Raw genomic sequence first — 12,695 nt, 5'->3', positions numbered from 1 at the left:
CCCCGACATGGACTTCCGATACACGCCCGCCCAGCGGGACCTCAAACAGCGCGCCGCCGACTACGTCAAGCTCCTCATGCGGTACGAGGACCAGGCCGAGCAGGCCCGCGGCGCGCTCCCGAAGGACATAGTCAGGGAGCTGACCCGCGCCGCGATGGATGCCGGCGTCTACGCGATCAACATGCCGGTCCAGTGGGGCGGCCCGGGGCTGTCGCTGCTGGAGCAGGTGATCGTCGAGGAGGAGTTCGGCAAGGCGACGAACTGCCTGTGGGACATCCCTTGGCGGCCGTCGAATGTCCTGGCCTACGGCACGCCCGAACAGCGGGAGAAGTACCTGCTGCCGATCATCCGCGGTGAGAAGTTCGACGCCTTCGCGGTCACCGAACCCGAGGCCGGGTCGGACCCGAGCAGCGGCGTCACGGTCGCCCGGCGGACCGAGGGTGGGTGGCTGCTCAGCGGCGAGAAGTGGTTCGTCACGTGCGGCGACATCGCGGACTTCCTGTTGGTGCAGGCCGACGCGCTGGTGGAGACCGCGGACGGCTCCGGCCCGCTGAAGCTCGCGACGCTGTTCTTCGTCGACAAGAACGCGCCGGGGCTGCGGATGACGCGGGTCCCGCACTTCATGCACCACGCGGTCAACGGCCACCCCGAGTTCACGCTCACCGACGTCTTCGTCGCCGACGAGGACGTGCTCGGCGAGGTCGGCCAGGGCTACGAGCTGACCAAGGAGTGGTTCACCGACGAACGCCTGATGATCGCGGCGCGCACCGTCGGCGCCGCGGAGCGCGCGTTGCAGGAGGCGCGCGACTGGGCCGCCGAACGCCAGGCGTTCGGCAAGCCGATCGGCGAGTTCCAGCTGATCCAGGGCATGCTCGCGGACTGCGCCGTCGACATCGCCGTGAACCGCGCCTACACCCACCAGGTCGCGTGGGAGGCCGACCAGCCGGACACCGACCGCAAGACCCTGCACGCCAAGGCCTCGACCGCCAAGCTCGCCGCGAGCGAGGCGGCCGGCCGGGTCGCCGACCGCTGCGTGCAGATCTTCGGCGGCCGCGGCTACGACAGCGCGTACGCCGTCGAGCGCATCTTCCGCGAGCTGCGGGTGGACCGGATCTGGGAGGGGACCTCCGAGATCCAGCGCGTGATCATCGCCAACGAGCTGATCAAGCGCGGTACCCGTTCGCTCGCGTTGCCCCAGCCCGCCGCCAAGAAAGAGAACTGACATGGACTTCCGTCTCACCCAGCGCCAGCTCGAGTTGCAGACCGCGGCGCGCGAACTGGCCGACTTCATGACCAAGTACGAACTCGCCTGCGAGCAGGACAACGGCCTGCCGGCCGCGGCGCACGCCGAAGTCCGCGACGCGGTGCTGGCCGCCGGCCTGCAGGCGATCAACATGCCGGCCGAGTGGGGCGGCGCCGGGCTGACCATCTTCGAGCAGGCCGTGGTGCAGGAGCAGCTGGGCCGGCTGACCGGCGCGCTGTGGGACATGGTCTGGCGCCCGGCCAACGCGCTGCGCTTCTGCACGCCCGAGCAGCGGGAGCGCTTCCTGGAGCCGGTGATCCGCGGTGAGCGCCGCGACTGCTACGCCGTCACCGAGCCGAACGCCGGGTCGGACCCGCAGAACCTGACGACGACCGCGCGGAAGACCGACGGCGGCTGGCTGCTCGACGGCGAGAAGTGGTTCGTGACGGTCGGGGACCACGCGGACTTCCTCATCGTGCTGGCCGCCGCCGGCGACGCTGCCGCCCCGACGCTGTTCCTGGTGGACAAGGCCACCGAAGGCGTGGCGGTGAAGCGGACGCCGCGCTTCATGCACACCTTCGTCTACGAGCACCCGGAGTTCACGTTCACCGACGTCTTCGTGGCCGACGACCAGGTGCTCGGAGGGATCGGCGAGGGCTACGACATCACGCGCGGCTGGTTCACCGAGGAGCGCCTGATGATCGCCGCGCGGACGATCGGCGCCGCCGAGCGGGCGCTGGAGCTGGCGCGCGACTGGGCCGTGTACCGGGAGCAGTTCGGGCAGCCGATCGCCAACTTCCAGCTGATCCAGGGCATGCTCGCGGACTGCGCGGTCGACGTCGCCGTCAACCGCGCGTACTTCCTGCAGGTCGCCTGGGAGCTCTCGCAGCCCGACGCGGACCGCAAGACCCTGCACGCCAAGGCGGCGATAGCCAAGCTGGCGGCGAGCGAGGCGTCCAACCGGGTGGTGGACCGCTGCGTGCAGATCTTCGGCGGCCGGGGGTACGACAGGTCGTACGCGGTCGAGCGGCTCTATCGCGAGCTGCGGGTGGACCGGATCTGGGAGGGCACGTCCGAGATCCAGCGGCTGGTGGTCGCCGGCGAGCTGATCAAGCGCGGGACCGGCGTGCTGCGGCTGCCGTCGTGACCGGCGCCGTCGCGGACGTTGCCGTCGCGGACAATGCCGTCGCGGACGATGCCGGGCCGGAGGACTTGCACCTGATCGGCGTCGTCGGCTGCGGCCAGATGGGCTCGGGCATCGCAGAGGTCTGTGCCCGCGCGGGCTTCGAGGTGGTGGTGACCGAGACCGGCGCCGCGGCCGCCGCGGCCGGCCGGGCCCGCATCGAGGCCTCATTGGGGCGGGCTCGGGACCGGGGCAAGATCACCGATCAGGAGCGCGACAAGGCCCTGAGCCTCATCGAGGTCACCGCCGACTTCGACCGCCTGGCCGACCGCGACCTGGTGATCGAGGCGGTGGCCGAGGACGAGCCGGGCAAGCTGGCCGTCTTCGCCCGCCTCGACGCGGCGGTGCGCCGCCGTGACGCGATCCTGGCGACCAACACCTCCAGCATCCCGGTGATCCGCCTGGCCACGGCGACCTCGCGCCCGGAGCACGTGATCGGCATGCACTTCTTCAACCCGGTCCCGGTCCTGAGCCTGGTCGAACTGGTCCCGTCCCTGGCGACGCACCCGGCGACGGAGGCCCGCGCCGCCCGCTTCGCGACCGTAGCCCTGGGCAAGGAGGTGATCCGGGCCAGGGACCGAGCCGGCTTCATCGTCAACGCCCTGCTGATCCCCTACCTGCTGGGCGCCACCAGGATGCTGGAATCAGGCCTGGCCACGGTCCAGGACATCGATCGCGGCATGGTTCTGGGCTGTGCGTACCCGCTCGGCCCGCTGGCCCTGGCGGACCTCATCGGACTCGACACCGTGAAGGCGATCGCGGAGTCGATGTACGCGGAGTTCAAGGATCCGCAGCACTCACCACCCCCGCTCCTGGCCCGCATGGTCGAGGCCGGGCACCTCGGCCGCAAGTCCGGGCGGGGCTTCCACACCTACGGCTGAGAAAGCGCTATCGCCCCGCGGCGGCAAAAGCAAAAGCCGACGCGGGGCGATAGCGGTGATGAGGATCGAGTAGCGGTGTGCACCGTCCGGGTCGGCGCACACTGCTATGGCGCGTCAGCTACTGCGTCCGCGCACCGCCGAAGTGATCTGGCCGGCCTCCGCGGGCGAGACCACGGCCGGCCCGCCGAAGATCGAGACCTGCGCCAGCTGCGGCGCCAAACCGCTCAGCAGGCTGCTCAGCCCGGTGCTCAGCGCCGGCGGGACGATCACCATCGCGCCTCCCTCGGCAGCCGTCGCCGCCCCGCCGGTGAGCGCGTCGGCGAAGCCGCCGCCGGAGGCGATGCCGAGGCGGTGCAGCGGTCCGGGGAAGGCCTGGACGACCTGGGTGGCCGTGCCATAGCGGTCGCTGCCGAAGAAGCCCTTCACGTAACCGCCGGTCCTCTGCGCCGCGGTGACCGCCTGGCCGCCGACCGCGTAGAGAGTCGGATTGGCCGACGTGGACGAGGCAGCGAACCGATGGACGTACGCGGCGGTCGCCGGATCCATCAGCTTGTCGTCGGTCAGCAGGATCGCCGCCGGGACGCCGTTCGCGGAGCCCGGGCCGGTGGCGAACGGGCCGGCGGTCAGGGCGTCGGCGTAGTTCAGACCGGTCGCCAGGATGACCTTCGACGGGTTGATGCGCTGCGCGATCTGCAGGGCCGTGCCATAGCGGTCGGTGCCGCCGTAGCGCTGAACGGTGTAGCCCAGGGCGGTCAGCCGCTTGGCCACGTCGTCGGACACCGCGCTCGTGCCGCCCAGGATGTCCACCCGGGAACCGGTCGGCAGGATCCGGTGGATCTCCGCCTCGGTCTCCGGCGTCAGCGTGTGCGAGTCGGTGAGCAGCAGCGGGCCGTGCACGTCCGCCGCCAGCGGGACGCCGGCCAGGGCGTCGGGGAACGCGTCGCCGCGAGCCAGCACGACTTCGCGAGCCTGGGCCCGGCCCGAGGTGTCGCCGCCGGCGTTCGCCCACAAGCTCTGCGAGGCCTCGACACCGGTCTGGTAGCGGTCGCCGCCGGCGACCCGGGTCACCGTGGTCACCGCCTGGCCGCGCAGATCGACGGTCAGCGGGCCGCCGGCGGTCCCCAGGGTCAGCCGTCCCGTGTCCCCGCCGGCCGGCGACGGGCCGGCGGGCGCGTAGGAGACGTTCACGTTCAGCGTGCCGCCGGCGGGGATGACCGTTCCCGGCGTCGGCCCGGCGGCGCTGAAGGGCGCGTTCGGCGCCGTGACCGAGGTGATGGTGACCGGTACCGACGTGACGTTCCGGACCGCGACGGTCTGGCTGCTGGTCGTGCCGGCGGCCAGCGGCGTCGGGGTGCCGAAGGCCACGGCCGGGGCGGACAGTCCGGTGCCGTTGGCCGTGCCGGTCAGGCCGAAGGAGTAGGACGGTGTCTTCCCGCCGTCGGACACCGACGCGGTCAGCGTCGCGTTCGTCGGGCCGGCCGCGGTCGGCTTGAAGATCAGCGGCAGCGTGACCTGCTGGCCGGCGGTGAGCGAGATCGGCAGGGCCGGGCTGTTCGGGCCCGGGGCGAAGGCCGGATCGCTGATCGACAGGCTGTTGATGGTCAGGTTCTCGGTGGCGGTCAGCATGACCGAGCCGCTGGTACTGGCTCCCGAACCGGTGGGCACCGATCCGAAGTCGGTCGTCGCCGGCCCGGTGAGCACCGGATTGTTGCCGCTGAGCTGGATGTACATCGCGCCCTGGCCGGTGTCGGGCGTCATCTCGAACTGCGCCGTCTGCGCCGAGTAGTCGGTCGGCGAGAACGTGACCGGGATGTCGACCGAGTTGCCGACGTCCAGGGTGAACCCCTCGGAGACGGTGGTCGAGGTGCTGAAGATCCCCGCCGGGGGCTTGAACTTGTCGAGCGTCACCGGCACGTTCCCGGTGTTGGCGACGGTGATGTCCTTGGTCACCGAGGTCCCGGGGGGCACCAGGCCGAAGTCGATCGCCATCGGCGAGACGCTGACCGACTTGACCGCGTTGACGGCCTCACCGCTCAGCGGGATCTGCAGCGGCCCGGCGTCGGTGTTCACCGTGATCGAGTCGTGGTCGCCCGAGGCCGGCGACGGAACCGTCGGCGAGTAGGCGACCGGCAAGGCCAGGCTCCCGTTCGGCGCGATCACGGTGCCGGCGGCGGGCAGGCTGCCGATGATGGAGAACGGTGCCGCGGGCGTCTGGACCGACTGGATCGTGACCGGGTTGCCGCTGAAGTTCTGGAGCTGGACGGAGCTCTTGACGCTGGTACCCGTGGGCGTCGGATCATTGCTGTCCGAGAAGTCCACAGAACCCGGCGAAGCGGTCAGCCCGGGCCCGCTACCCGTGCCGCGCAGCCCGAAGGCGTAGGAGCCGGCGGCCCCGCTGGCCGTGGTGATGCTCGCGGTCAGCGCGCCGACGGCGACCCCCTGCACGGTCGGCGTGAAGGTCATCGGCACGGTCACCGACTGGTTGGCGGTCAGCGTGATCGGCAGGGCCGGGGCGTTCGGGCCCAGCGTGAAGGCCGGGTTGTTGCTCGTCAGGCTGTTGATCGTCAGGTTCTTGGTCGCGGTCAGCGTGACCTGGCCGGCGGCCCCGCCGGCCTGGCCGACCGGCACCGTGCCGAAGTCGGTCGACGAGCCGTTCAGGATCGAGGACGCCGGACGGCCGAACGCGATGATGTTCCCGTCACGGGTACCGACGTAGACACGGTTGGAGTCGCTGTCGGCGACCACGAACTTCGACGCCGTGCCGATCGGCAGGGTCGCGATGGGCTTCCAGCCGTTGGAGTCCGGGATCGCGTTGAACGCCATCAGCTGCGCGCCCGTCCCGGCGCTGCCGTTGGAGTAGACCACCCACAGCGTGGCGCTCCCCGAGGCGGTGCCGTCGGAGGTGATGATCGGCGAGCCGCTGCCGAACGGGAACGGCTGGGACGAGGTGCCGGCCAGCGTCAGCGTCGGATTGCCCGAGGCGTCCTGGCCGATCTTGAACGCCCGCAGCATCCCGCCGCTGCCGGGGTTCCCGACCACGTACACGTATCCGCCGTCGCCGCCCCAGACCGCCGGGTGTCCCCAGACACCGTCGAGGGGGCCGATGGTCTGCACGACGGCGTCCGTCGGCGGGCCGCCGGGCGTGGCCGGCGCGCCCTGCTGCATTCCGCCGAGGTTGTCCCGGTTCAGCAGGAACAGCCGGCCGTCCTTGCCGATCTGCACCATCAGGTGCGGCACCTTCGCCGTCCCGAAGCTGTCCGGCAGCGCGACCGGCGCGCCCGAGCCCAGGTCCTGGTCGTTGGTGTTCAGGCTGGCCGTGTCGGCGGGCGTGAAGAAGTCCTTGGTGACCAGCGACCCGTCCTGCTGGACGCCGAGCCGCACCACCGACATCCCGACATTGCCCTGAGGGGCCTTGCCCGGCTGGGTCAGGCCGGGGCCGGCGGCGGGGAAGGGGCCGTTGCCGGTGCTCAGGTAGATGTCGCCCGAGGCGTCGGCCACGAGGCCGCCGCCGGACTGCCAGATGCCGCCGCCGTCGCCGGCCACGCTCGAGGTCCACATGGTCTTGACCGACCCGCCGGCGGCGGCGTTGACGCCGGCGACGTAGCCCCGGTAGTGCAGCTGGTCGCAGATGCTGCCGAAGGAGACATAGACGGTCCCGTTCAGATCCAGCAGGCCCGCCCGGGAGAGCTCGGCCTGGGGGTTGAAGGTGACGCCCGGCGCGTTGGTGGGGTGCCCCTGGATCGTGACCGGGAAGTTGGCGCGTTCATTGCCGGAGCCGGGATCCACGGAGTGCATCGCGTAGATCGGCTTCGTGTGGTCGGCCGTGTTCACCTTCGCGGCGAAGAACACCGAGTCGGTGGCCGCGTCGTAGACCGGGGTCGCCGTGATCCCGATGACCGGGGCCAGGTCGGTGCAGTTCACGTCGCCGGCCGGGTTGTTGATCGAGGGCCAGGCCGGACCGACGTTGATGTGCCACAGGATCGCCCCGGTGACCGGGTCCAGGCCGTAGACGTTGTTGGTCTCGGTGGCCGCGATCAGGATCGGCGCGGTCCGGCCGTTCTTCGCCGGCACCACGATGGGCTGGGCGTAGACCTGGCCGTCCAGCTTGGTCGAGAACAGCTGCCCGAAGTCCGACGACGCGGCGTTCGCCGGGCTCAGCCCCGGCTCCGAGCTGTCCCAGCCGTCCCGGGAGTTGTCGACCGAGATGGTCGTCGACGCTTCAGCGGGCGCCGCGGTGGCTCCGACCAGGGAGCCGAGCACGATGCCCGCCGTCCCGAGCGAACCTATTCGGGCTATACGTCGCTGAACCATTGGTGGGTCCCCCCGGCGGAATCACAGTGCGGCAACACAAAAATGCCACGATAGTCTGTCCCGACCGCAGCCATCACCACAAGCGTCAGCCAGTTGACGCGTCGGCAAAGCCCACGGCGCCTGACATACTCTGATCCGCGCCGCCACAGCACCCGGGTAATTCGCGTGTCACCCGCGAACACCGGCAAGACGGGCCCCGGGGGCCGCCCCACTAGCGGCGGTGATGGCTCGTTCGGCTACGGCGAAACCGGTCGCGGCCGGCAACAGCCACGCGCCAGCACAGGACCGATGCACTTGAGGTCCCACCGAATGGGGAATAGGGAACGGCCGATGAGAACCAGGCCCAAGGGGAGCTATAACCATGCGCGGCGCAACACCGCGAACCGCCGCAGTGGCAAGAATGCGGCGCATCTGCTGAGCCGGCGCCAGACCGTGTTCGTCCTCGGACTGGCGGCCGTCGTCACCGTCGCGGTGGTGGTCCGGCCGATGGCGGCCCTGACCGTGCTCGTCGCCGCCTGCATAGCGTTCTACTCCCTGTTCGCCATCCTCAAACTCGTTGTGACGGTCGCCGGCCAGAAGCACCGCTCACTGCCCCGGCGCGAGGTGACCGCGGACGATCCCGGCCTGCCCTACTACGGGGTCCTGCTTCCGGTGCACAAGGAAGCCAACATGCTCCGACACCTGGTGGCCCGGGTGGAGCGCCTGGAATACCCGCGCGAGAAACTGCGCATCCTGCTGCTCATCGAGTCCGACGACGAGGAGACCCTGAGCGCGGCCGAGGACCTGGCCCTGCCGTTCCGCTGGGGCGCCGAGCCGGGCGACGAACCGCTGGGCCACCTGACGGCCGTCGTGATTCCCCCCGGCGGGCCCAAGACCAAGCCCAACGCCATGAACGTGGCCTTCGACCTGCTGGTCGCCGCCGGCTGCACGTTCTGCACCATCTACGACGCCGAAGACCGCCCGGCCCCGGACCAGCTGCTGCGCGCGGTCGGCACCTTCCGCGCCGCGCCGCCGGAGCTGGCGTGCCTGCAGGCCGAGCTGGTGTTCTGGAACGACGACACCAACTGGGTCACCGCGCTGTACTGGATCAGCTACAAGGTGCACTTCCGGCGCTTCCTGCCGGGCCTGGCCCGGCTGGGTATGACGATCCCGCTGGGCGGTACCTCGAACCACTTCCGGATGAAGGCGCTGACCGCCACCGCCCTGTCCAACGGCGACATCTGGGACGCCTACAACCTCACCGAGGACGCCGACCTGGGCGCGCGCCTGGTGGCCGGCGGCTATCACATCGACCTGCTGCACTCGGTGACGCTGGAAGAGGCCCCGGCCCGGATGCGGATCGTGGACAAGCAGCAGCGCCGCTGGAAGGGCGGCTATCTGCAGACGGGCCTGGTGCACACCCGCCGGCCGGTCTCCAGTGCCCGGCAGATGGGGCTCGCGCGCTGGCTGTGCTTCAACCTGCTGATGATCGGCACCCCGCTGTCGTTCCTGCTCAACCCGATCTTCTGGGGGATGACGGCGGCCTACTTCGTGACCCGGACCCAGCTGGTCACCGAGCTGTTCCCGCGCGACATCTACTACCCGAGCCTGATCCTGCTGCTGGTCGGCAACTTCGGCCTGCTCTGCGAGCTGATGCTGACCTGCCTGCAGGAGGTCGAGCACACCCGCGGCCAGTACGGCCTGGTCAAGTACATGCTGCTGGCGCCGCTCATGTGGCTGTGGATAAGCCGCTCCACCTACATCGCGGTCTTCGAGATGGCGATCGGCAAGCGCACCTGGCACAAGACGCCGCACGGCCACGAGATCGGCGACGACGGCGACGACGGCGACGGCATAGGCGGGTCCGGTACATTCGGCCGGACCGAAGCGGCCTCCGGGGCCGGATCGGCCGTGGTGGCCACAGTGACCCGCACCGTCGCACCGCGCGCGCCGCAGACGATGGTGGGGGAACGGCAATGAGGGCTCCGATACGCATCCGCATATCCGGTGCGGCATCCAGCGCGATCGCGGCGACGATCGCGGCCGCCGTCCTGCTGGTCACGGCCGGCTGTGCCCAGATGGCGCCGGGGCTCCCGGACGGCACGGACGCGATCGTGGCCGCGCCGCAGAGCGGAGACCCGGCCCATCCGCAGCTGACCCCCCAGGCACAGGTGGCCGGGATCGGTCCGGAGGAGGGCGCGGGCGTGGTGGTGAGTCCCGCGGCGCCGTCCCTGGTGCCGACCCCCGTCCAGCAGATCCCGGCGGACCTCGGCGTCAACCTGTACTGGCACACGATCGGCACCCCCGCCGTGGTGGACGCCACCGCCGGGCGGCTCCTGAACTACGTCGTGGGGCTGGGGGCCAACAGCGTCGCGATCGCCTTCCCGATCTTCACCGACGGCGTGCACCCCACCCGCGTGTACGGCAAACCCGACATCACGCCGAGCCCGGAAGCGCTGGGCAGGGTCATCGCCGCGGCCAAGGCCAGGGGCCTGCGGGTGATGGTGCGGCCCCTGCTCGACGAGGCGAACCTGCTGCCCTCCGGAGGCTGGCGCGGAAGCATCGCACCGCCGAACGTCGACGCCTGGTTCGCCAGCTACCGCAGCTTCCTGGACCCGTACTTCGCGGTCGCCAAGACCCAGCACGCTGAGGAGTTCGTGGTCGCCACCGAGCTGGACTCGTTCATCGGCGACTCCGCGCAGTGGCGCCAGGTGGTCGCCGACGGCCAGGCCCGCTTCGGCGGCCTGATCACCTATGCCAGCACCTGGAACACCTGGGACCACGCACACGTGCCGAGCCCGGTGCCGGATGTCGGCGTGGACGCCTATCCGCCGGTCCACCTGGGCGACTCGGCCACCGTGGATCAGCTGTCCGCGGCCTGGACCTCCTGGCTCAAGAGCCGGCCCGCGTCGGTGCTGTCCCAGACCGCGATCCAGGAGCTGGGCATCCCGGCGCAGTCCGGCGTGTACGCCAATCCCGGTTCCTGGGGCAGCGCCAACGCCGCCATAGAACCGCAGATCCAGGTCAACTGGTTCGCCGCCGCCTGTCAGAGCGCACGCGCGCTGCACATGCGCGGGCTGTACTTCTGGATGCTCGACAGCAACGCCGATCCGTCCAACGCCTCGAACTACCCGTCGGGATCGTTCATCGGGCGCGGCGACTCCGCCATCAAGACATGCTTCTCCCAGGGCTGGAGCCACTCTTGACCGCCACCGTCGACGCCGACTCCCCGGAGACCGAGCAGGACCGGGACACGGACACGCGCACGGACACACGCACGGACACGGACACGGACACGGCAGAACCGTCGGAGACCGGCACCGACGACCGCGGCCGGAACGCTGACGACCGCGACCAGAACACCGACGACGGCGACCAGGCCGATCCGGTCGATCCGGTCGATCCGGTCGAGTCGCCCTCGGACTCCGCGTCGTCCGGCAAGCCCGCGGCGAGCAGCCACGGCGCCGACGAGACCATGCTGATCCCGATGCTCCTGCGGCCGACGGTCCGCGAGGAACAGGGGCACGGGCAGCCGGCCGTCCCGAAGTCCGACCGCTGGATCGTGCTCGCCCTCACCGCCGTCGCGATCGCCCTGTCGGCCACGGCGTACGGCTACTACGTCCACGAGCACATCACGATGGCGATCAAGGACTCGTACTCCCACCTGGAGATCGGGCGCCGCGTCATCTCGGGCACCACCCCGGGCATCGCCCAGCTCGGCGGGGTGTGGCTGCCGCTGCCGCACGTGCTGCAGGCGCTGCTGGCGTGGAACTGGTTCATGTACCACACGGGGCTGTCCGGCTCGCTGATATCGATGGCGGCGTATGTGATCGCGTCGCAGGCCGTGTACCGCGTCATCCGGGTCTTCGACCCCGAACGCGCGTGGCCCGCGATCACGGCGGCCATGGTGTTCATGACGAACCCGAACGTGCTCTACATGCAGAGCACCTCCATGGACGAGCTGCCGTTCTTCGCCTGCACCCTGGTCGCGGTCCTCTACCTGCTGCGCTGGGCCACCACCGGCCGTCCCACCAGCCTGATGGCCAGCGGCATGGCCAGCTTCGCGGCGATGCTGTGCCGGTACGAGGCCTGGTTCCTGGGCGTCCTGTACGTCATCACCGTGATGGTGATCGCGCGCAAGAACGGCCACACCTGGCGCGACGTCCGCGGCCTGGGCCTGGTGGCCTCGGTGTTCGGCCTGGTCATCGCGGCCGCCGGCTGGCTGCTCTACAACTGGGCCATCTTCGGCAACCCGCTGAACTTCCTCGACGGCTCGGAGTCCGCCGCCAAGCAGATGGCCGGACGCACCGACGCGGAGATCGGCCACTGGCGGGTGGCCCTGCACGGCTACGGCACAGCGGTGATCGCCGACGTCGGTCTCGCAGTCCTGATAGCGGCGGCCCTGGGCCTGCTGCTGCTCCTGGGCCGGGAACGGCTGTCAGCACGCAGCCTCCCCCTGCTGTGTCTGGTCACGCTGTTGCCGTTCCACTTGTACTCGATCGAGTCCGGCCAGTTCCCGTTCGGCGTGCCGGACATCAACAACGACCTCGACAACCTGCGTTTCGGGCTGCCGCCGATCGTGCCGGCCGCCTTGCTCGTGGGCTATCTGTTCAGCCAGCTCCCCGGCAAGCACGGGAAGGTGCGGCTGCCGGGCTGGATCCCGGCCACCGTCGCCGCCGCGGCCAGCGTCGCCCTGGCCGCGATGGGTGCCGTGACCACCGTCCACCACCAGGCGGCCATCGCGGCGGAGGCCACCAACGACCTCGGGTACCTGTCCTACCAGGCCCAGGTCGCGGACGAGCTGGAGCACCACACCAGCGGCTTGATCCTGATGAACGCCTACGGCAACGAGAAGGCGTTGTTCCCGGTGTTGGACCGCGTGATCTACGAGGGCAGCAAGACCACCCACGAGAACATCTGGTTCCAGAGCCTCGCCGACCCCGCCGCCAACAGGATCCAGGTGATCGTGATGCGGTTCACCGGTCCCACGGCCGATGACGTGTTCCGGCGCCTGCACGGCTCGCCGGAGCTGAAGGACTACCGGCTGGTGCTTCAGAACGGTCAGTACTTGGTCTACGTCCGTAGGTGACGCAGGATC

Annotated in this window: 7 protein-coding genes; 6 read left to right on the top strand and 1 reads right to left on the bottom strand. The window is 70.4% G+C overall.

Annotated features, from left to right (window positions below; genetic code table 11):
• Window positions 1–7 precede the first annotated feature (7 nt).
• The 3 genes from ABH926_RS38860 to ABH926_RS38850 all read left to right on the top strand — a co-directional run bounded on the left by ABH926_RS38860 (window position 8) and on the right by ABH926_RS38850 (window position 3,307).
• Window positions 8–1,222, top strand: a complete 1,215-nt coding sequence (locus ABH926_RS38860) for an acyl-CoA dehydrogenase family protein (RefSeq protein WP_370370993.1) — start codon at window positions 8–10, stop codon at window positions 1,220–1,222.
• A gap of 1 nt (window position 1,223) precedes the next feature.
• Window positions 1,224–2,390, top strand: coding sequence for an acyl-CoA dehydrogenase family protein (locus tag ABH926_RS38855; RefSeq protein WP_370370991.1), 1,167 nt, complete (start codon window positions 1,224–1,226; stop codon window positions 2,388–2,390).
• Window positions 2,391–2,455: 65 nt separating this feature from the next.
• Window positions 2,456–3,307 carry a 3-hydroxybutyryl-CoA dehydrogenase gene (locus ABH926_RS38850; RefSeq protein ID WP_370371087.1) on the top strand — a complete coding sequence of 284 codons (852 nt, stop codon included), beginning with the start codon at window positions 2,456–2,458 and terminating at the stop codon, window positions 3,305–3,307.
• A gap of 114 nt (window positions 3,308–3,421) precedes the next feature.
• Here the strand turns inward: ABH926_RS38850 and ABH926_RS38845 are convergent, their stop codons facing one another.
• Window positions 3,422–7,618, bottom strand: a complete 4,197-nt coding sequence (locus tag ABH926_RS38845; RefSeq protein WP_370370989.1) for a cell wall-binding repeat-containing protein — start codon at window positions 7,616–7,618, stop codon at window positions 3,422–3,424.
• A gap of 330 nt (window positions 7,619–7,948) precedes the next feature.
• On the opposite strand from ABH926_RS38845, the gene ABH926_RS38840 reads away from it, so the two are divergent.
• The 3 genes from ABH926_RS38840 to ABH926_RS38830 are packed head-to-tail and all read left to right on the top strand — an operon-like array spanning window position 7,949 to window position 12,686.
• Window positions 7,949–9,577 (top strand): glycosyltransferase family 2 protein, encoded by a 1,629-nt coding sequence (locus ABH926_RS38840; RefSeq protein WP_370370987.1) that lies wholly within the window; start codon window positions 7,949–7,951, stop codon window positions 9,575–9,577.
• Window positions 9,574–10,803, top strand: coding sequence for a hypothetical protein (locus ABH926_RS38835; protein ID WP_370370985.1), 1,230 nt, complete (start codon window positions 9,574–9,576; stop codon window positions 10,801–10,803). Before ABH926_RS38840 ends, ABH926_RS38835 begins: the two co-directional genes overlap by 4 nt.
• Window positions 10,800–12,686, top strand: coding sequence for a glycosyltransferase family 39 protein (locus tag ABH926_RS38830; RefSeq protein WP_370370983.1), 1,887 nt, complete (start codon window positions 10,800–10,802; stop codon window positions 12,684–12,686). The genes ABH926_RS38835 and ABH926_RS38830 overlap by 4 nt, the downstream gene beginning before the upstream one ends.
• Window positions 12,687–12,695: the final 9 nt, after the last annotated feature.

It is taken from the genome of Catenulispora sp. GP43 (assembly GCF_041260665.1).
Taxonomy (GTDB): Bacteria; Actinomycetota; Actinomycetes; order Streptomycetales; family Catenulisporaceae; genus Catenulispora.
Note: the sequence above shows the minus strand (reverse complement) of the source record. Positions and strands in the feature narration are given on the sequence as shown.

Bases quoted from the DNA above. Each gene is read 5' to 3' on its own strand.
- ABH926_RS38860 (WP_370370993.1), top strand. From the start codon at position 8: ATGGACTTCCGATACACGCCCGCCCAGCGGGACCTCAAACAGCGCGCC.
- ABH926_RS38835 (WP_370370985.1), top strand. From the start codon at position 9,574: ATGAGGGCTCCGATACGCATCCGCATATCCGGTGCGGCATCCAGCGCG.
- ABH926_RS38845 (WP_370370989.1), bottom strand. From the start codon at position 7,618: ATGGTTCAGCGACGTATAGCCCGAATAGGTTCGCTCGGGACGGCGGGC.
- ABH926_RS38855 (WP_370370991.1), top strand. From the start codon at position 1,224: ATGGACTTCCGTCTCACCCAGCGCCAGCTCGAGTTGCAGACCGCGGCG.
- ABH926_RS38840 (WP_370370987.1), top strand. From the start codon at position 7,949: ATGAGAACCAGGCCCAAGGGGAGCTATAACCATGCGCGGCGCAACACC.